18 protein-coding genes are annotated in these 19,057 nt (G+C 57.0%); 9 read left to right on the plus strand and 9 right to left on the minus strand.

Annotation, left to right across the window (positions count from 1 at the left end):
• Positions 1-79 precede the first annotated feature (79 nt).
• The 5 genes from phbB to J7412_RS05620 form a co-directional block, all read right to left on the minus strand.
• Positions 80-802 carry an acetoacetyl-CoA reductase gene (gene phbB / locus J7412_RS05600; RefSeq protein ID WP_209061531.1) on the minus strand — a complete coding sequence of 241 codons (723 nt, stop codon included), beginning with the start codon at positions 800-802 and terminating at the stop codon, positions 80-82.
• A 193-nt stretch (positions 803-995) separates the two neighbouring features.
• Entirely contained in the window at positions 996-2,171 is a 1,176-nt protein-coding gene (locus J7412_RS05605) for an acetyl-CoA C-acetyltransferase (RefSeq protein ID WP_209061522.1), read from the minus strand.
• 210 nt (positions 2,172-2,381) lie between these two features.
• Complete coding sequence (locus J7412_RS05610) at positions 2,382-3,224, minus strand: EAL domain-containing protein (protein ID WP_209077787.1); 843 nt, start codon at positions 3,222-3,224, stop codon at positions 2,382-2,384.
• Positions 3,225-3,509: 285 nt separating this feature from the next.
• Entirely contained in the window at positions 3,510-4,136 is a 627-nt protein-coding gene (locus tag J7412_RS05615) for a DUF4189 domain-containing protein (protein WP_209077788.1), read from the minus strand.
• Positions 4,137-4,291: 155 nt separating this feature from the next.
• Positions 4,292-4,894 (minus strand): TlpA disulfide reductase family protein, encoded by a 603-nt coding sequence (locus J7412_RS05620; protein ID WP_209077789.1) that lies wholly within the window; start codon positions 4,892-4,894, stop codon positions 4,292-4,294.
• 22 nt (positions 4,895-4,916) lie between these two features.
• Here J7412_RS05620 and argH point away from each other — a divergent pair, with 22 nt between their 5' ends.
• The 5 genes from argH to J7412_RS05645 all read left to right on the plus strand — a co-directional run bounded on the left by argH (position 4,917) and on the right by J7412_RS05645 (position 11,058).
• Positions 4,917-6,308, plus strand: a complete 1,392-nt coding sequence (argH, locus tag J7412_RS05625; protein WP_209077790.1) for an argininosuccinate lyase — start codon at positions 4,917-4,919, stop codon at positions 6,306-6,308.
• 129 nt (positions 6,309-6,437) lie between these two features.
• Positions 6,438-6,635, plus strand: coding sequence for a hypothetical protein (locus tag J7412_RS05630; RefSeq protein WP_209077791.1), 198 nt, complete (start codon positions 6,438-6,440; stop codon positions 6,633-6,635).
• An 84-nt stretch (positions 6,636-6,719) separates the two neighbouring features.
• Positions 6,720-7,082, plus strand: coding sequence for a DUF2834 domain-containing protein (locus J7412_RS05635; RefSeq protein ID WP_348540467.1), 363 nt, complete (start codon positions 6,720-6,722; stop codon positions 7,080-7,082).
• 100 nt (positions 7,083-7,182) lie between these two features.
• Positions 7,183-8,448, plus strand: coding sequence for a diaminopimelate decarboxylase (lysA, locus tag J7412_RS05640; protein WP_209077792.1), 1,266 nt, complete (start codon positions 7,183-7,185; stop codon positions 8,446-8,448).
• Between the two features lie 84 nt (positions 8,449-8,532).
• On the plus strand, positions 8,533-11,058 hold the full coding sequence (locus tag J7412_RS05645) for a TIGR02302 family protein (RefSeq protein ID WP_348540468.1): 2,526 nt from the start codon (positions 8,533-8,535) through the stop codon (positions 11,056-11,058).
• A 57-nt stretch (positions 11,059-11,115) separates the two neighbouring features.
• Here J7412_RS05645 and J7412_RS05650 read toward each other — a convergent pair whose 3' ends face one another.
• Positions 11,116-12,213: a zinc-ribbon domain-containing protein gene (locus tag J7412_RS05650; RefSeq protein WP_209077794.1), complete on the minus strand. Its 1,098-nt coding sequence runs from the start codon at positions 12,211-12,213 to the stop codon at positions 11,116-11,118.
• A gap of 144 nt (positions 12,214-12,357) precedes the next feature.
• Here J7412_RS05650 and J7412_RS05655 point away from each other — a divergent pair, with 144 nt between their 5' ends.
• Genes J7412_RS05655 through J7412_RS05670 form a run of 4 tightly spaced genes read left to right on the plus strand, consistent with a single transcriptional unit; the run spans position 12,358 to position 15,266 of the window.
• Complete coding sequence (locus J7412_RS05655) at positions 12,358-13,035, plus strand: ATP-binding cassette domain-containing protein (RefSeq protein ID WP_209077795.1); 678 nt, start codon at positions 12,358-12,360, stop codon at positions 13,033-13,035.
• Entirely contained in the window at positions 13,032-13,934 is a 903-nt protein-coding gene (locus J7412_RS05660; protein ID WP_209077796.1) for an FtsX-like permease family protein, read from the plus strand. The genes J7412_RS05655 and J7412_RS05660 overlap by 4 nt, the downstream gene beginning before the upstream one ends.
• Positions 13,934-14,677 carry a lysophospholipid acyltransferase family protein gene (locus J7412_RS05665; RefSeq protein ID WP_209077797.1) on the plus strand — a complete coding sequence of 248 codons (744 nt, stop codon included), beginning with the start codon at positions 13,934-13,936 and terminating at the stop codon, positions 14,675-14,677. The genes J7412_RS05660 and J7412_RS05665 overlap by 1 nt, the downstream gene beginning before the upstream one ends.
• A complete protein-coding gene (locus J7412_RS05670) occupies positions 14,661-15,266 on the plus strand; it encodes a pyridoxamine 5'-phosphate oxidase family protein (RefSeq protein ID WP_209077798.1) in 606 nt (201 codons plus the stop codon). Before J7412_RS05665 ends, J7412_RS05670 begins: the two co-directional genes overlap by 17 nt.
• A 62-nt stretch (positions 15,267-15,328) precedes the next feature.
• Here J7412_RS05670 and lpdA read toward each other — a convergent pair whose 3' ends face one another.
• The 3 genes from lpdA to odhB form a co-directional block, all read right to left on the minus strand.
• Complete coding sequence (gene lpdA / locus J7412_RS05675) at positions 15,329-16,726, minus strand: dihydrolipoyl dehydrogenase (RefSeq protein ID WP_209077799.1); 1,398 nt, start codon at positions 16,724-16,726, stop codon at positions 15,329-15,331.
• Positions 16,727-16,805: 79 nt separating this feature from the next.
• The gene (locus J7412_RS05680) at positions 16,806-17,195 is read right to left on the minus strand and encodes an MAPEG family protein (protein ID WP_209077800.1); all 390 of its coding nucleotides are present in this window, start codon (positions 17,193-17,195) and stop codon (positions 16,806-16,808) included.
• Between the two features lie 356 nt (positions 17,196-17,551).
• Positions 17,552-19,057 (minus strand): 2-oxoglutarate dehydrogenase complex dihydrolipoyllysine-residue succinyltransferase, encoded by a 1,506-nt coding sequence (odhB, locus tag J7412_RS05685; protein WP_209077801.1) that lies wholly within the window; start codon positions 19,055-19,057, stop codon positions 17,552-17,554.

Genomic DNA, 19,057 nt, shown 5'->3' on the forward strand with positions numbered 1-19,057 from the left:
AATTTCAAACACTTACGGGGCATAAAGAAAGGGCCGGTCCTTGTGGGCCGGCCCTTTGCGTTTGGTAGAGATCCAGAGATCAGACGAAGAATTGACCACCGTTGGCGGAAATCGTGGAGCCATTGATGAACCCGGCATCTTCAGAAGCCAGGAAGCTCACGCAGCGCGCGATTTCTTCGGGTTCACCCAAACGGCCTGTTGGAATTTGACCGATGATGGATTCGCGTACCTTCTCCGGCACAGCCATCACCATCTCTGTGGCGATGTAGCCGGGGCAAATGGCATTTGCGGTGATGCCGGCACGGGCGCCCTCTTGCGCGAGAGATTTCACAATGCCCAAGTCGCCCGCTTTGGTGGCAGCATAATTCACCTGAGCGAACTGACCTTTCTGGCCATTGATCGAGCTGATCACAATGATGCGGCCAAATTTGCGCTCGCGCATGCCAGGCCATACCGGGTGAACAGTGTTGAACACACCGGTGAGGTTTGTATCCACAACCTCTTTCCATTGTTCCGGGGTCATCTTGTGAAACGGCGCGTCGCGGGTGATGCCCGCGTTGGCGACCACGATGTCAATTGGGCCCAGATCTGCTTCGACCTGTGCGATGCCCGCAGCAGAAGCCTCATAGTCTGCCACGTTCCATTTATAGGTCTTGATGCCGGTGGCTTCTGTGAATGCGGCTGCCTTCTCATCGTTGCCAGCATATGTGGCTGCAACTTCATAGCCATCCGCTTTGAGTGCTTTAGAAATGGCTTCTCCAATGCCACGGCTGCCGCCGGTGACGAGTGCTACTCTTGCCATAGTGGTCCTCCAGTCCAAATTTACTTAGTAACTCTGTTACGTATTTATGTATTAATTCGCAAGAAAATTGCGCAATGAAAATGCCGCACCGCAGATATTTTTTCTGCTTGTGCGAAAGTGACCTCCCTAAGGCACAAAAAAAGGGCGCCGGATAGGCGCCCCTTCGCGTTGTAAAACGTGCTGGGGCGCAGACTTAGGGGCGCTCAAGGCACATAGCCACGCCCATGCCACCGCCGATGCAAAGTGTGGCGAGACCTTTCTTGGCATCACGGCGCTGCATTTCAAAAAGAAGTGTGTTCAGAATGCGCGCACCAGAAGCGCCAATCGGGTGGCCGATTGCGATTGCACCACCGTTGACGTTTACGATCTCGGGATTCCAACCCATGTCCTTGTTCACGGCACAAGCCTGTGCTGCGAAGGCTTCGTTGGCTTCCACAAGATCAAGATCTTCGGCGGACCAACCTGCTTTGTCCAAAGCTTTGCGGGATGCATAAATTGGACCAACACCCATGATCGACGGGTCGAGGCCAGCGGTCGCATAGGATGCGATGCGGGCGAGAGGCTCGATGCCGCGCTTCTCGGCTTCGTCTGCGGTCATAAGCAACGCGCCAGCTGCGCCATCGTTAAGGCCGGAGGCGTTGGCCGCCGTGACAGAGCCATCCTTGGTGAAGGCCGGACGCAGCTTCTGCATGCCTTCGATGGTCGCGCCGTGACGGATGTATTCGTCTTTATCGACGATGATGTCACCCTTGCGGGTCTTCACGGTGAAGGGGATCACTTCATCTTCAAATTTGCCGGCTTTCTGAGCCGCTTCAGCTTTGTTTTGAGATGCGAGCGCAAATTCGTCTTGCGCTTCGCGGCTGATTTGCCATTTCTCGGCGACGTTTTCGGCGGTCTGGCCCATGTGATAGCCGTTGAATGCATCCCAAAGACCGTCGCGGATCATGCTGTCGATGTACTTGACATCACCCATTTTGGTGCCAGCACGCAGGTGTGCCACGTGGGGAGAGAGTGACATGCTTTCCTGACCGCCTGCGGCCACGATGTTCGCGTCGCCAAGCTGAATGTGCTGTGCGGCGAGGGCGACAGCGCGCAGACCGGACCCGCACACCTGGTTGATACCCCACGCGGCGCTTTCGATCGGCAGGCCCGCATTGATATGTGCCTGACGAGCCGGGTTTTGGCCTTGGCCCGCGGTCAGCACTTGACCCAGAATAGTTTCAGAAACGTCTGCTTTTTCGATGCCTGCGCGGGCCACCAGCGCTTCCAAAACCGCAGCGCCAAGATCGTGAGCTGGGGTGTTGGCGAATGATCCGCTGAAGCTGCCGACTGCGGTGCGTGCCGCGGAGGCGATCACTACGTTTGTCATTTGAAAATCCTCTACCAAATTCTGGGTGAAGGGTGCGCCCGGTTCTCCTCAACCAAAGGTGCAATCTTCCTCTCCAATGGCTGAATAGCGCATTTGCCGCACTGCGGCAACGGTGAGGGTATTGGGGTGTCAAAGTGGCGCGGACGGTTGGCAAGGCTTCGCCTGCCAAACTGAGCCAACAGGTTTTCAGATGGTAGTGGGTGCGTCGGGCTATGCAGCGCTGCGTTTTTCTTTGCGCGATTTCCAAGGTGGGGAGATCGTTGGGGCGCCAAAGGCAAACCCCTGCAAGCAATCAAAGCCAAGATCTGTCATCATCTGTGCATCTGCCGGGCTTTCGATGCGGCTTGCAACGGAGTGCATGTCAAAGCGCTCGCAGATCGCAGCGACAGCACTCGCAAGCACTTGGTTTGCCGCGTCGTTGGCAATGTTACGGCTGAAAGAGCCGTCCAGCTTGATAATGTCAAAATCAAAATCACGGAACACAGTCAGAGTGGTGAGCCCGCTGCCGTAGTCGTCCAGGGCAAAGGACATACCTTTGATCTGCAACTCTTCCATGAACCCTTTGACGATTTCGGGCACTTGGACCACCGATTTTTCGGAAATCTCAAAAATAAGGCGCTCAGGAATCGTTGCCGAGCGGGACAGGCCGCGCTGCAGGCAATCCATCCAAGGCGCATAGCCAATGGAGCGGGCGGACATGTTGATGGAAAGGCGTAGCGCGGGCTGTTCTGCCAGCGCCTTCAATCCAAGCTCCAGTGCAAGAACATCGAGTTGTCGACCCAGTTCGCTGTCCTCAACAGCTCCCATGAAATCCTTTGCGGGAATGATCCGGCCGGTTTCATCCAGGACCCTGACAAGCGCCTCATAGAATGCGGGACGTTTGGTATTAGAAGCCTGCACCACAGGTTGGTATGCGAGCATCACCTGTTTGTGCGCTATGGCCTCTCGCACCATATCCAAGGTCGAGGAGTCTCGCGTGTCAACAGCGTAGGCAAGCGGGCTGCGATGCTCTCGCGGCGTCCCTGCAGAATTTTTCTTGGTCGGGCGACCCATGGCAGACTCCCGGTTTCCCAATAGTGCGTCCGTCATCTTAGGCGTGGACAAATGAAACAACGCTTAAACTGCTAAGCAGAAAAATGCTTTGCTAGTGGGTATTTACGCTCGATTTTAGCCAATTTGCATGGACACGGTGCGTGGCCGCTACTTTCCATTGTTTTCCTGTCGGTTCTGGGCGGATGGCAAAGCGAGCGCTTCTTCTGTGAAATTTTCCTAAAATCTCTGGAGACCTCAGCAAAACTGGTGGTGGCTAAGTAAGCCTTGCAAAGAGGGACGTGGCTATCAGCGTGATAGGTGGATAAGGCGGCATCCCTGCCGTGAGGGAGCTGCCACCACAGGCTTCAATAGTTTTGGCACATCACGCATCAGTTTAAGGGCGGATTTCGCACAGCGTTTCAGCGCTTCTTTTTCAGCGAAATCGCGTGAAGGCTCGGCCCAAGAATAGCCAACCGCACCATTGTCCGATACCGCAAAGGCGCCAAACCGTTTGCCATTCTGCAGGCGAAGATATTCCTTGAATTCGCTATTGGCGTCGCGCGAAAGAGTTTCACCATTTTCGGGAGGCGTAAAATTCTTTGGTGTTACGCGGGCGTATAGAACGCAGTGCCGCGGGTTTTTGGATTTCGCATGACAGGCCGCGCGCGCGTAGTAGTCAGCAAGTTCAATGGAATTTACGTTTGAGAAGCTTCCAGCGAGGCGCTCCGGGCGATTCACATAGATGCTGCCGAAGTATTCAGCCTTCCGGCGAAACTGTCTGAAAGATGACTTCGCATCGCCTTTCAGCGAGAAGTCCTTGAGTTGCTCGAACTTACTGCGATTGCTTTGAGGCATGACATCTTCGGCGGTCAGCAATTGAGCTGGCAGCAGTAAACTTAGTGTCACAAGCAAGAGCAAACTAAATCGGGTCATCTGGCGGCCCACACTAAATCGTCAAAGTTAAAAAAGCCCGCCTTTTCGACGTCAGTGCATCAGCCTCGCGATCAGCGATCACGGCAAATGCTTCGAAATTTATCAATATCTTGGGAGTTTATCGCGAAACCCAATACGGGGTTTCGCAATTTGCTTTATTGAGCGGTCAGCTCGATCACGCCTGAGAGAATTGCACGGGCAGTCTCGCTGGACCAATCGGCATCGCCATGAAGGCGCGCGATTTCATTGCCTTCGCGATCCAGCAATACAGTCGCTGGCAAGCCCAAAACCCCCATGTCGCGCGCGACGGCGCTTTGAGGATCGCGGTGAAGTGGCAGGTTGGAAACATTGATCTCTTCAAAGAACTTTTCCATTGCCGGCACCAAGTTACGTCCGGTCGCCAAGGTTACCACTTCAAAGTCATCACCGGACAGCTGTGATTGCAACTCAGACAGCATGGGCATTTCATGACGACAGGGTGCACACCAGGTTGCCCAGAAGTTCAGCAACACAACCTTGCCTTCATAGCCTTGCAAAGTTGCCTCAGTGCCTTCCCCCGTAACAAAGGACTTTTCAGAGATCTCCTTTGGCTTGGGGTGGAAGATGAGCTTGCGCATATCACCTTCGCGCAGCTCCTTGACGGCTGTGTAATCCAGCTCGGCGGCCTGTGCTGGGGCGGTGAATGTGACAAAGGACATGGCGGCAATTGCGATTGCTGCCAAGCCTGTATAAACCGACGCGGACCTATTTCGTTTCATTTTCGCTCCAAAAGGGCTGCTCATGACCAAAGATACCTCGAACCAGATGTGGGGCGGCCGTTTTGCCGCTGGACCGGACGCCATCATGGAAGCGATCAACGCTTCTATCGGGTTCGATCAGCGAATGGCAGCGCAGGACATTGCTGGCTCTCGGGCCCACGCGGCGATGCTCGCCAAGACAGGCATCCTGACAGATACCGATGCGGAAGCCATTCGGGAAGGCCTGCTCACGGTCTTGTCAGAGATTGAAAGCGGAACGTTTGAATTCTCCACCGCGCTGGAAGATATCCACATGAATGTGGAGGCGCGCCTGAAAGACCTGATTGGGGAGCCTGCCGGGCGTCTTCATACGGGTCGTAGCCGCAATGACCAGGTGGCGACGGATTTCAAACTCTGGGTGCGCGATCAGATTGACGCCGCCATTGGTGGGATCGAAGCGTTGATCCGCGCCTTTGTTGCACAAGCCGAAGTGGGTGCAGATTGGGTGATGCCGGGGTTCACGCATCTGCAGACCGCCCAACCGGTGACGTGGGGCCACCATATGATGGCCTATGTAGAGATGTTTGGGCGCGACCTGAGCCGCTTCAAAGATGCCCGTGCGCGTATGAACGAATCTCCCTTGGGTGCAGCGGCGCTTGCCGGAACTTCTTTTCCGATTGACCGTGAGATGACGGCTGCGGCGCTGGGTTTTGACCGCCCTGCGGCCAACTCATTGGATGCTGTTGCAGATCGAGACTTCGCGCTGGAGTTTCTGTCTTCTGCCAGCATCTGTGCGATGCACCTGAGCCGTTTTGCCGAAGAGCTGGTGATTTGGTCCTCTGCACAGTTCCGTTTTGTCACGCTCTCTGACCGCTTCTCCACAGGCAGCTCGATCATGCCGCAGAAGAAGAACCCAGACGCAGCCGAGCTGATCCGCGCTAAGGTTGGTCGGATTTTTGGAGCCAACACCGCGCTTCTGATGGTGATGAAAGGCTTGCCGCTGACCTATTCCAAGGACATGCAGGAAGACAAAGAGCAGGTCTTTGATGCAGCGGATAACCTGATGCTGGCGCTGGCGGCGATGGAAGGCATGGTCAAAGATATGACCGCCAACCGCGAAAGCCTTGAAGCAGCTGCGGGCAGCGGTTTTTCCACCGCGACCGACTTGGCAGACTGGCTTGTGCGTGCGCTGAATATGCCGTTCCGCGATGCCCACCATGTGACCGGTTCACTTGTTGCGATGGCGGAAAGCAAAGGCTGTGATTTGCCGGATCTGACCTTGGCAGACATGAAGTCGGTACACGACGCCATCACCGAAGATGTCTTTGGTGTGCTGGGCGTGCATAATTCAGTTTCTTCGCGCAGGTCTTACGGTGGTACTGCACCCACACGAGTGCGTGAGCAGATCGCTTACTGGCAGGCCAAGTTGGGCTAAATCAGCTCTAACGTCTTGGATGCCCCGGCTTTTGCTGGGGCATTTTGTTTGAGGGAATGTTTCCAATCGCTTTGCGCTATGGCGCTTGATGCGATAGAACGATCCTCGCTGATTTAGGAGACTGCGCCGATGCTACGGATCTATTTTACAATGCTGAGCCTGCTTGTGATCGCTGCATGTGGCGCAGATGGCGAGCCGTTTAAACCGCGTGCAAATGCCAATATTGGTATCGGTTCTGATGGTGTCCATACCTCCGGAAACGTTGGCATCAGCAATGGCACCGTGAGCATCTCGATTGGTGGCGGCTGCCGCTGGTACGGGTGCTGATACTCTGCAGATTACCCTCAGGTGCTTGAAATCGCGCCAATAATCGCACCATTCTGATCTGAAACCTTCAAGCGCGCGTAGCGTTTGCAGACACAGTGGAGCGCGCAACGGCGCGAGTGGGGAGGAATGATGTCAGCAATGCGGTGGATTTTTCTGGGATTGGCAATCTGGGGCGCAATTATGCCAATGCGGTATTTTGGGCCTTGGATTGCTGAAAATGGCTTTGATCTCCCGGCATTGGTCGCCTTGTGGAAAGCAAATCCAGCGGTGACCGGCATATATTGGGATCTGGTGATCTCAGCGATTGTGCTCACGGTATGGGTGGTTTTTGAAGCGTTCGCGCGTCGCAACTGGCTTGGGCTGCTCGCTATACCAGCGACCTGGATGGTTGGTGTCAGCTTTGGTTTGCCATTGTTCCTATTCTTGCGCTCAAAACCGCAGAGCTGAGATCTTTCCGATGAAAGCGCGCTTGGCAGGATTGAATGGTCATTGCCTGCCGCGTAAGAGGGAACGGTAGCGACGCAAAGGACTTCAGGAGAGCTCGGCCATGGATCATTTTCTTTATCGTGACGGCGTGTTGCATGCCGAAGATGTTCCAGTCACTGAGATTGCAGCACAGGTTGGTACACCCTTTTATTGCTATTCCACCGCGACGCTTGAGCGCCATTTCAAATTGTTTGATGAGGCGCTGGAGGGCACCGAGCATCTGGTTTGTTATGCGATGAAAGCTGCCTCAAACCAGGCAATCCTTAAAACCCTTGCGGAGCTGGGCGCAGGTATGGATGTGGTCTCAGGCGGCGAATACGCGCGGGCGAAGGCCGCGGGCGTGCCCGGTGATAAAATCGTTTTCTCAGGTGTCGGCAAAACCGAAAAAGAGATTGAGGCGGCGTTGACCGGCGGGATCCGCCAATTCAATGTGGAGAGCGAGCCAGAGATGTCGGTTATCAGCGCAGTCGCAAGCCGCTTGGGCGTTGAGGCTCCAATCACCATTCGCGTGAACCCAGATGTTGATGCCAAGACACACGCCAAGATCGCAACCGGCAAATCCGAGAATAAGTTTGGAATCCCGATCAGCCGCGCGCGCGAGGTCTACGCCTTGGCGGCGTCGCTTCCCGGCCTCAAGGTCGTAGGCATTGATGTGCACATTGGCAGTCAGTTGACACAGCTGGAACCGTTTGCGGCGGCTTATCGCAAGGTCGCCGAGCTGACAGAAGTGCTGCGCGCAGATGGGCATGACATCAAACGACTGGATTTGGGTGGAGGACTGGGCATTCCGTATGAACGGTCCAACACAGCCCCACCGTTGCCGGTCGAGTATGGTGCCATGGTCAAGCGGGAACTTGGGCATTTGGGCTGTGAGATCGAGATTGAACCCGGTCGTTTGATCGCGGGCAATGCCGGTATCATGGTCAGCAAGGTGATCTACGTGAAATCTGGCGAGGATCGGGAATTCCTGATCGTGGACGGCGCGATGAACGATCTTATCCGCCCAGCGATGTATGAGGCACATCACGATATTGTCCCTGTTTCTGAGCCTGCTCCCGGAGAAGAGCCCGGTAAATACGACATTGTTGGTCCGGTGTGTGAAACCGGTGATACCTTCGCCAAGGAACGCGAGATGGCCAAGCTGGCCGCAGGCGATCTCGTTGCGTTCCGCAGTGCGGGGGCCTACGGCGCGGTGATGTCCAGCGAATACAATACCCGGCCTCTGATCCCGGAGGTTTTGGTTCATGGCGATCAATTTGCGGTTATCCGCCGACGCCCGAGCTATGAAGAGATGATAAATCGCGATAGCATTCCAGAGTGGTTGTAGGGCCAGACGGCCCAAGGCAGTGCGGATGGGAGTGACGTGGCTTTAAAAAACAGGTCTGAAGCTACTCTAAAACGTCTTGGCAGAGTGATTGCTCTGACACGCGCAGGCCTGTTTGCAGAATCAATCACCCGCGCGTTCTGGCCGGTTTGGTCCATTCTCTTTGTTGTTCTCGCAGCGCTGATGATCGGCCTGCAGGATGTATTGCCGCTTGAGGCGACTTGGGTTGGGGGTGTTCTGGCGCTTTTGGCGCTGGTGGCGGCTCTCGTGATCGGTGCGCGGCGCTTTGAAGTGCCGACGCAGGAAATGGCCATTGCACGTTTGGATGCCACCTTGCCGGGGCGGCCCCTTCAGGCATTGAGAGACACACCCGCCATTGGCAAGGGAGACGCCGCTTCCGAGGCGCTATGGCAGGCGCACCAGACGCGCATGGCGCAACGAACGGAACGTGCCAAGGCGGTTGAGCCGAATTTGCGGATTTCCTATCTGGATCCTTTTGGCCTGCGCTATATAGCAACCTTGTTCCTGATGGTCGCTTTCGTTTTTGGTTCCGCAGCCAACATCTCTTCGGTGAAAGATATTGGAGCGCCGGGCGGGGCTGCGCTGGCCAGCGGCCCCACTTGGGAGGGCTGGATCGAACCGCCTTCTTACACAGGCAAACCAGCGCTTTATCTGAATGACCAACCTGAGGGGGGCTTGGAGCTTCCTCAAGGCAGCCGCGTTGTCTTGCGCCTCTATGGTGAGGTCGGCGCGCTGACGGTGGCTGAGACCGTCTCGGGTCGCACCAGCGCCGTTGAAAGTGCGGCAGATGCGGAACAGAGCTTTGATGTCGTTCAATCTGGCGTGCTTGAAATTTCCGGGAACGGCGGTGCCAGCTGGGGCATCGCGGTGCTGCCGGATGGCGCGCCAACTGTCATGGCCACACAGCTTCCGGAGACGTCGGGCCGTGGAGAGATGACACTGCCGTTTGAAGCGACGGATGACTATGGCGTCGTTGGCGGAACCGCTGTCGTGCGCTTGGATATGAGTGCGATTGAGCGCGTCTACGGACTGCGGGTGGCACCTGAAGAGCACCCTGAGGTCGAAGTGCCACTGCCTTTGCCGATTTCGGGAGACCGGGCCTATTTTCAGGAAGTCCTGATCGAAGATTTCTCCAAGCATCCTTGGGCGCATCTGCCGGTCGAAGTCACTTTGACCGTCGAGGACGATGCCGGGCTGACGGGCACAACAGGCACGATGCGGTTTGCGTTGCCTGCGCGCCGATTCTTTGACCCGCTCGCCGCAGCGATAGTTGAGCTGAGGCGTGATCTCCTTTGGTCGAAGGAGAACGGTGCCCGTGTTGCGCAGTTGATGCGCGCGATTTCGCATCGTCCGGAAGAAGGCGTTTTTAAGCAGGAAACAGATTACCTGCGGTTTCGAACCATTTTGAAGCGGCTTGAAACCAATGTGTCCCACGGGCTGACCGGCGAGAAACGTGACGAGTTTGCGGAAGCGCTCTGGGCCTTGGCGCTTGATCTGGAGGAAGGCGATCTCGGGAGTGCAGCAGAACGGCTGCGCCAAGCGCAAGAACGCCTGTCAGAAGCGATGAAAAACGGCGCCAGCGACGCCGAGATCGCGCGATTGATGCAGGAACTGCGCGAGGCGACCGAGGATTATCTGCGCGAGTTGGCGCGGCGCGATCAGCAACAGGGCGACGGTCAGGAAAATCAGGACACGGCGCAGAACAATATGCAGCTCAATCAAAATGATTTGCAGCGCATGATGGACCGCATCCAGGAATTGATGGAGCAGGGCCGCATGGCGGAAGCGCAGCAGGCCTTGGAAGAGTTGCAGCGGCTCATGGAGAATATGCGGGTCACCCAGGGCGAAGGACAGCAAAGCCCGGGTGAGCAAGCGATGCAAGGCTTGGCAGATACACTACGCGAACAGCAGGGGCTTTCTGACGAGGCCTTCCGTGAACTGCAGGAGCAGTTCAACCCTGGTGCCCAAAGTGGCCAATCGAGCGAAAATCAGGGCTTCAGCGGCGGTGAAGGACGTGGGCAAGCCCATGACGGCACTGGCGGCGAAGGGCGCGGAGAGGGCGAAGGCGGGGGGGAGACAGGTCAGTCCGCTGGTCAGCAGCCCGGCCAATCCGAGGCACTAGAAGACCGCCAGCAAGCGCTGCGTCAGGAACTTAATCGTCAGCTTGGCAACCTGCCAGGCCAAGGAACGCAGGAAGGCGATGCCGCGCGCGAAGCGTTAGGACAGGCCGAGAGCGCAATGGAAGGCGCAGAGGAGGCCCTGCGCCAAGATGATTTGGCCACCGCAATCGATCGGCAAGCTGAGGCGATGGATGCGCTGCGCGAAGGCATGCGCAATCTGGGCGAGGCGATGGCGCAACAACAGCAGGAAGGTCAACAGGGTACGGCAGAGGCGCAGGGTAGCGGGCAAGATCCCCTGGGCCGCAGTCAGGGCAACCGTGGTGCAGCTGGCACCCAAGAGGGTTTGTTGCAGGGCGAAGATGTTTATCGTCAGGCGCGACGTTTGCTTGACGAGATCCGCCGTCGCGCAGGCGAGGCCGAACGGCCTGAGATTGAGCGCAACTATCTGGAGCGTCTGCTCGATCGCTTCTGAGGTCGATCTCCGAAAGTGAGAAACGGCCCAGTTGTCAACAGCAAGCTATCGCGCGGCTTAGCCTGTCATCTCATTTAGTTTGAGAAACAGCTGGGTCACTTTGTCATCCAGCCAGATGCGGGTGTCATTGGCTGATGCCATAAAGCCTTCAATGAAGGGCGCCGCTTCTGGATAGCGCAAACTTAGGGTGTCATGTGAGCTGTAGACAAAGATCGCTGCCGCAGCGAGCATGAGCACGACGCAGAACCCTAGCCGGAAACCTCTGCCACGCCGCAGTCGTTCGTCAACCGCCTTGCGTGGGTCAGCCTTTCGTTTGGGCATTTCCGTACTGCGTAAAGTTGAGTTTATTTCCTCAATGTCCGGCAAAAGATCACGACGGGTAGAGCGCCGGTCCTTGACCTTTGCTTTCCGAAGTTTCGGCTGCTCTTGGCCCCGTAGTCGATCTACACGGGCGGCAACCGGATCTGACGCTTCAGGGGTGTCATCATGACCGGCATCATCGAGCCCTAGGTCACCCTGTGTCTCCAGACTCTGAGGCTCCTCAGCAGCGCGGGCTTGGAACTCATAAGCAGCTTCTTCACGCAGAATATCGGCAACGTCTGCGTCAAGTCCGCGGCGGGGGCGGTCCGAGCCGGTTTGCGCAGGTTCAAGTTCCTGGTCTTCATCTTCGGAGGTTTCCTCCAAAATGTGTTCATCCTCAGCGGCCTCATCCTCGAGATCTTCGTAGAAATCCTCGTCATCCGGCTCCTGGGCTGAATGTGCCGCAACCTCGGCTGCATTGGGTTCGGTCCAGGCTTCGTCGGTCTCCAGATCCCAATCCGTACCGCCCAGATCAATATCGTCCGAGTCGGCCTCTTCCTCCGCGGAAATGTCCTCCGCAGTCTCTGGTGAAATCGAAATTTCCGGTGGTTCGATTTCTTCAAAAGGCTCAGCTTCGGGGGAGTCTTCTACAGGCTCAGCATTCACGTCCTCCTCTGAGGGCGTCTCAGCGGGTAGCGTCTCTTCCTGCGTGGCTTCGAGTTCCACGGGGTGGTCGGGATGCGTCTGGAACCAAGTGTTGCCGCAGTTAGAGCATTGCACATCACGCCCCGCAGTGGGGATGATGTCGTCTGGTACCTCGTATTGTGCTCCGCAATTTGGGCAAGTCAGCCGCATAGTCTTCCCCTGCGCTCCCAATTCTTATCTTTGTTTGTGAACCATATTCTGTAATCAGGCTTTGCGAAAGTGCAAAGCCGGACCAGAACGGATTGCAACCAAGACGATGCTCGTGCACAACAGCCAAGACAAATGAGGCCCGCAGTGATCGAACTTGATAACATAGCCTATAGCTACGGCGGTGGAGAGCTGCTGAGCGATGTTTCCCTTAAACTTGCGCCGGGGTCATTCCACTTTCTCACCGGCCCGTCAGGATCAGGCAAAACGACGTTTCTGAAGCTTTGCTACGGTGCGCTGACCCCGACTTCGGGCCAAGTGCAGCTGTTTGGAAAAGATGTCCGCAACATGACGCGGGATGATCACGCGATGACCCGTCGTCAGATCGGTGTCGTGCATCAGGACTGTCAGTTTCTGGATCACCTCCCGGTGCGAGAAAATGTGGCCCTGCCTCTGACGGTGTCTGGGCGAGACACGCTTGAGCAACACTCCAACTTAAAAGAGCTGCTCAGTTGGGTGGGCCTTGGCCATCGCGCCAATGCTTTGCCGCCAGAGCTGTCTGGTGGTGAGCGGCAACGCGCAGCACTGGCGCGTGCGGTGATCATGTCGCCTGATGTGGTGCTCGCGGACGAGCCCACAGGCAACGTGGATTGGGAAATGTCACAGCGGCTGCTGCAGTTGCTTGTGGAGCTTAATAAGATGGGCAAAACTATTCTGATTGCGACCCATGATCTCAATCTCATTCGGTCCGCCAAACATCATGTGCAGGCCCGGGTGCTGCGCATTTCCGGTCGGAAACTGCAACTGGCAGGAGCGGACCTATGAGCAAGAGACTCCGGCTTTCTTCTCTCATTGTTGGCGATGCGCAAGCGGACCGAGTTGTTCCGCCAACAGGGTTTACCGCGCGTTTGACGTTGTTTGCCGCTGGTGCGATGGCTTTTTTGACCGTTTTTGCGCTCGCGCTTTCGCTTGCAAGCGGCCGGTTGGCCGCGCGTTGGGGAGCGGAGCTGGCGCAGAGCTCCACACTTAGAATTTCCGCACCCGCTGAACAAGTTGGGGCGCAGACGGCAGTTGCGCTTGCTGTGTTGGAAAGCACGCCGGGTGTGGCCTCTGCAAGAGCACTGAGCGCGGAAGAGCAGCGCGGGTTGCTTGCTCCCTGGTTTGGGCCTGATCTTCCGATTGACAGCTTACCAATCCCACAGTTGGTCGAAATTGTGGAGACCGAAGAGGGTTATGACGCAGCGGGCTTGCGTTTGCGCTTGCAGGCAGAGGTGCCTGGCGCTGTGCTGGACGACCATACACGATGGCGCCGACCGTTGGAGCGGGCCGCAGAGCGGTTGCGTTTGCTTGGCTTGGTGTCGATAGGTCTCATTGGAGCGGCTATGGCGGCGATGATCACGCTGGCGGCCAACGCTGCCTTGGCTGCCAATTCTCAGGTGATTTCGGTGCTGCGCTTGATCGGTGCACAGGATCACTACATCGCGTCCGCCTTTGTGCGCCGCTTCACCCTGCGCGCGTTGAGTGGCGCGTTTTCTGGCACCGCCTTGGGGGCGCTGGCGATCTACCTGTTGCCTTCCGCGCAAGAGGATGGCGGTTTCCTGACTGGATTGGGATTTGAGGGTGCAGGTTGGTTCTCGCTCATCTTGATCCCGATTGTGGCTGCGGTTGTGGCCTATTTTGCAACGGGGTCTGCCGCGCGCAGAACCCTGTCGGAGTTGACCTGATGCGGCTGGCTATTCAATGGATACTCTCGATCATTTACGTGCTTCAAAACGCGGTGATGATGTTGCTGATGGGCATTCTTTTCTTCCCGTGGGCGCTTGTCTCTCCCAAGGGGGCAATGACGGCCTGTAAGTCTTACGCAACTTGGGCGATCTGGAGTGCGCGCTGGCTGGTGGGTATCCGATCTGAGGTACGGGGACAGATCCCGACAGGAGCGGTATTGGTTCCCGCAAAGCATCAGTCTTTTCTGGATATCATGATGATCTTCAAAGCGGTGCCTCAGCCCCGATTCATCATGAAGTACGAGCTTCTGTTCACTCCGATTATTGGTGTCTACGCTTGGCGGCTTGGCTGTGTACCGGTGCGGCGTGGCAAGCGGGGCGCGGCCATCAAATCCATGTTGGCGGATGTGGAGAGCGGACGTGTGGCTCCGGGGCAGCTTGTGATCTATCCTCAAGGCACGCGGGTGCCGGTCGGTGAGTACGTGAAATACAAGATTGGTCCCTTCGCGCTTTACAAAGAAACAGGTCAGACTGCGGTACCTGTCGCAACCAATGCAGGAATGTTCTGGCCCAAAGGCACAATGTTGCGCAAACCTGGATTGGCCGTGGTTGAATTTCTTGAGCCTATTGCCCCAGGTGCTGCGCAGAAGGATTTCATGACACAGCTTGAGACGGTCATTGAGGATCGTTCCAATGCATTGATGCGCGAAGCAGGGTTTGATCCAGATGGAGTACGTCACTGATATTGCGGAGCTTGAGGCGCTCTACGGCGCGCCGGGGTCCGCTTCTTTGCACAAAGTGGCGCATCAGATGACGCCGCTTTATCGCAAATGGATCATGGCTTCGAGGTTCTGTGTTCTGTCGACAGTTGGGCCGGATGGCACAGATGGCAGCCCGCGTGGTGATGATGGCCCGGTGGTGCGGGAATTGGATGCCCAGACGCTGCTGATGCCCGATTGGCGGGGCAACAACAGGATTGATACGCTTCGCAATATTGTCGCCGATGGACGCATTTCTCTGATGTTTATGGTGCCGGGATCTAACAATGTGGTGCGGATCAATGGTCTCGCTAAGGTGACCACCGATCAAGAGTTACGCGAGAGCTTTGAGGTGAAGGGGCAGCATCCGCGGTCAGTGATAGTGATCAAGATTGGCGAAATCTATTCGCAATGCGCGCGAGCGGTCATGCGGGCGGGGCTTTGGTCCGCAGGTGACGGGAGCGCTCAATTGCCAACCGTTGGCGAAATTCTGGCTGAACAGACCCGCGGCGCGGAGGGCGGCCAGAGTTACGATGATGGCTGGGCCGCACGGGCGGCAAAGACCATGTGGTGACGTTTGCATAGAAAAAGGGCGCCTGATGGGCGCCCTTCGTCTTTTTGATGTCTGACAGAGACTTAAGCGTGGATCGCACCGTCACCACAAGCCAGAGCGGCTTCGCGCACGGCTTCAGAATAGGTTGGGTGGGCGTGGCAGGTCAGGGCAATGTCCTGAGCGGATGCGCCAAACTCCATTGCGACACAGATTTCATGAATCATGTCACCGGCTGCCGGACCGATGATTGCTGCGCCAAGAACGCGATCGGTCTCCGCATCGGCAATGAGTTTCACAAAGCCATCGGCCTGATGCACGGCTTTCGCGCGGCCGTTGCCCATGAAGTTGAACTTGCCCACTTTGATCTTGCGGCCTTCGGCTTTCAGAGCGGCCTCTGTGGCACCAACGGTGGCCACTTCTGGTGTGGTATAGACCACACCTGGGATCACGCCGTAGTTCACGTGGCCATGTTTGCCAGCGATTACTTCAGCAACCGCCATGCCTTCGTCTTCGGCTTTGTGCGCAAGCATCGGGCCTTCGATTACGTCGCCGATTGCGTAGACGCCTGGCACATTGGTGGCCCAATGCGGGTTGGTTGCAATCTGGCCGCGCTCGGTCAGTTTGACGCCAAGGGTGTCGAGGCCCAGACCTTCGGAGAATGGCTTGCGTCCTGTGGCAACCAGCACCACATCCGCGTCCAGTGTTTCCTCCGTATCCGGGGATTTCTTCAGCGCGTATTTGACCTTAGCTTTGGACTTGGTTGCTTCCACACCGGACACAGCAGCGCCCATGATGAACTTAAGACCCTGCTTTTCCAGAATGCGTTTGAAGGTACGCTGAACGTCCGCGTCCATGCCTGGGCAGACCGCATCCATGTACTCAACCACAGTGACTTCGGAGCCGAGGCGCGCGTAAACAGAGCCAAGCTCCAGGCCAATCACGCCAGCGCCGATCACGGTCATCTTCTTTGGAATCTTTGGCAGATCAAGTGCGCCAGTGCTGTCCACCACGATGCCTTTGGCGTTGTCGACTTCAACGCCGGGCAGGGAGGATGGTACGGAGCCGGATGCGATCACGATGTTTTTGGTTTCGTGTACGTCGTCGCCTACTTTGACTTTGCCGGCCTCCGGGATCGAGGCCCAGCCTTTGAGCCAGTCGATCTTGTTCTTCTTCATGAGGAACTCAACACCGCCGGTGTTCTGGCCAACCACCTCGGATTTATAGGTTTTCATCTGATCCCAGTCGACCTTCACAGCGCCGGTTTTCAGACCCATACCTGCGAAGTTGTGCTCAGCTTCGTGCAGTTCGTGGGTGGCGTGAAGCAGGGCTTTGGACGGGATACAGCCAACGTTCAGGCAGGTGCCGCCGAGGGTTTCACGGCCCTCTACGATGGCGGTTTTCAGGCCCAGCTGAGCGCAGCGGATCGCAGAGACATAGCCGCCCGGGCCAGCGCCGATGATGATGACGTCATAAGTTGCCATTTACGGGGTCCTTTTGATTTTAGGGAACCGGGCATTGTGAAATTTGCCGCCACAGTTCGAAGATTATGTTATTTGTCAGTTAGATAAGTGCTGCGACAAGCATCGCCATTGTGGCGAAGAAGCTCACCAACCAGATGACTGTACGCCAAGGCTGCCATGCCAGAGCATACGCTGGGACATAGAGCAGTCTTGCGCCAAGATAGATGCTCGCGCAAGTCGCGGTGAAGCCTGTGGACTGGCCGGAAACTGAGACCACCAATGCGGCGGTGGCAAAGAGTACCAAGCCTTCTGTGTGGTTGGCCAGCGCACGGTGCATACGCCCAACAGCGCCGGGGCGTTCGCCTTCCTGATCACGTGGTCCCATAGCCCAGTCGAGATCCATCTTGCCGTGCCCAACCGCGAGATACGCGAGGAACTGCAAGCCCCAGAGCAGGCCTGCGTAGGTCAGGATTGTCAGTTCGTGGGTCATGGGGAGCGTCCTGTTGTGGTGATTTGGTCTTTGTATCGGGCTTTGGCAGAGGCCTCAGGTCAAGCGAAATTTCGGGTCGGTATCGCGTCGGTATTGCAGCTGTATAGCGTCGTTAAAGCGGGTGTGCTTTTGTCGGTAAAAGAACATGAGCTTTGATGCGAGTAGGGCATGGGTGCTGACGCATTTTAGATGTGCATGCTCCCCGACATCTGGGGCGAGCGGAATGGAGGCGATCTTGTTCAAAGATCATTGTCTGCCCTCTGTGTGTGCCCTGAGTTGACAGCGAACCATCGCCACGCTCAAGAGCGGCCGTTAACGAATGCGGGGCTGGAGTGTGTTCCAGCCCCGCAATTGTCTTACAGATCCATCAGCAGGCGACGGGGATCTTCCAGCGCTTCTTTGACGCGTACGAGGAAGGTCACAGCACCTTTGCCGTCAACGATGCGGTGGTCATAGCTGAGCGCCAGATACATCATCGGGCGGATCACCACTTGACCGTTGATCGCCATTGGACGGTCCTGAATTTTGTGCATGCCCAGGATGCCGGACTGCGGTGGGTTCAGGATCGGGGAAGACATCAGGGAGCCGTAAACACCACCGTTGGAGATGGTGAAGGTGCCGCCCTGCATCTCTGCCATGGAGAGCTTGCCGTCGCGTGCGCGTTTGCCTTTCTCGGAAATCGCTTTCTCGATGTCGGCAAAGGACATGCTGTCCGCATCACGGATCACAGGCACAACCAGACCGGTTGGGGTGCCTGCCGCAACGCCCATGTGTACGAAGTTTTTGTACACGATATCGGTGCCGTCGATCTCTGCGTTCACTTCAGGCACTTCTTTCAAGGCGTGACAGCACGCTTTGGTGAAGAAGGACATGAAGCCCAGACGCACGCCATGTTTCTTTTCGAACTGGTCTTTGTACTGGCTGCGCAGGGCCATCACCTCGGTCATGTCCACCTCATTGTAGGTGGTGAGCATGGCGGCGGTGTTCTGGCTGTCTTTCAGACGGCGCGCAATGGTCTGACGCAGACGGGTCATTTTTACGCGCTCTTCGCGAGAGGCGTCCTCTGCCGCAACAGGGGCGCGCGGTGCGGCTGCTGGGGCCGGAGCTGCTGCTGCCGGTGCCTGAGCAGGGGCAAGAGCGGCTTTCAGTACGTCTTCTTTCATGATGCGGCCGTCGCGACCGGAGCCGGTCACAGCGGCTGGATCAATGCCTTTTTCTGCCATCAGTTTGTTGGCGGAAGGTGCATTTTCCACATCCGCAGAAGAGGCCGGTGCTGCCGCTGCTGGGGCTGCTGCAGGCGCTGCTGCTGCGGCACCCGCTGCGCCGCCGATAACGGCAAGCTTCGCGGAGGCGTCGACAGTGGTGCCTTCTGGCGCGAGGATTTCGCTCAGCACACCTGCGGCAGGGGCTGGTACTTCAACGGAGACCTTGTCGGTTTCCAGCTCACAGAGCATTTCGTCTTGGGCAACGGTGTCACCCACAGCTTTGAACCATGTGGAAACGGTTGCTTCGGTCACAGACTCACCCAGAGTTGGGACCATCACATCCACAGCGTCGCCTCCGGCTGCTGCAGGTGCGGCTGCTGGAGCTTCCGCCGCTGCTGGGGCAGGGGCTGGTGCAGCGCCTTCACCTGCGGTGATGGTGGCCAGCAGGGCGTCAACACCTACGGTGTCGCCTTCGGCTGCAACGATTTCGCCCAGAACGCCAGCCGCTGGCGCAGGCACTTCGACGGTCACTTTGTCGGTTTCCAGTTCGCAAAGCATTTCGTCCACGGCAACCGCATCACCCGGCTTTTTGAACCAGGTGGCGACGGTCGCTTCGGTGACGCTTTCGCCAAGAGTGGGGACTCGGACTTCGGTCAT

Source organism: Shimia sp. R9_3 (assembly GCF_017743755.1).
Lineage (GTDB): Bacteria > Pseudomonadota > Alphaproteobacteria > Rhodobacterales > Rhodobacteraceae > Shimia.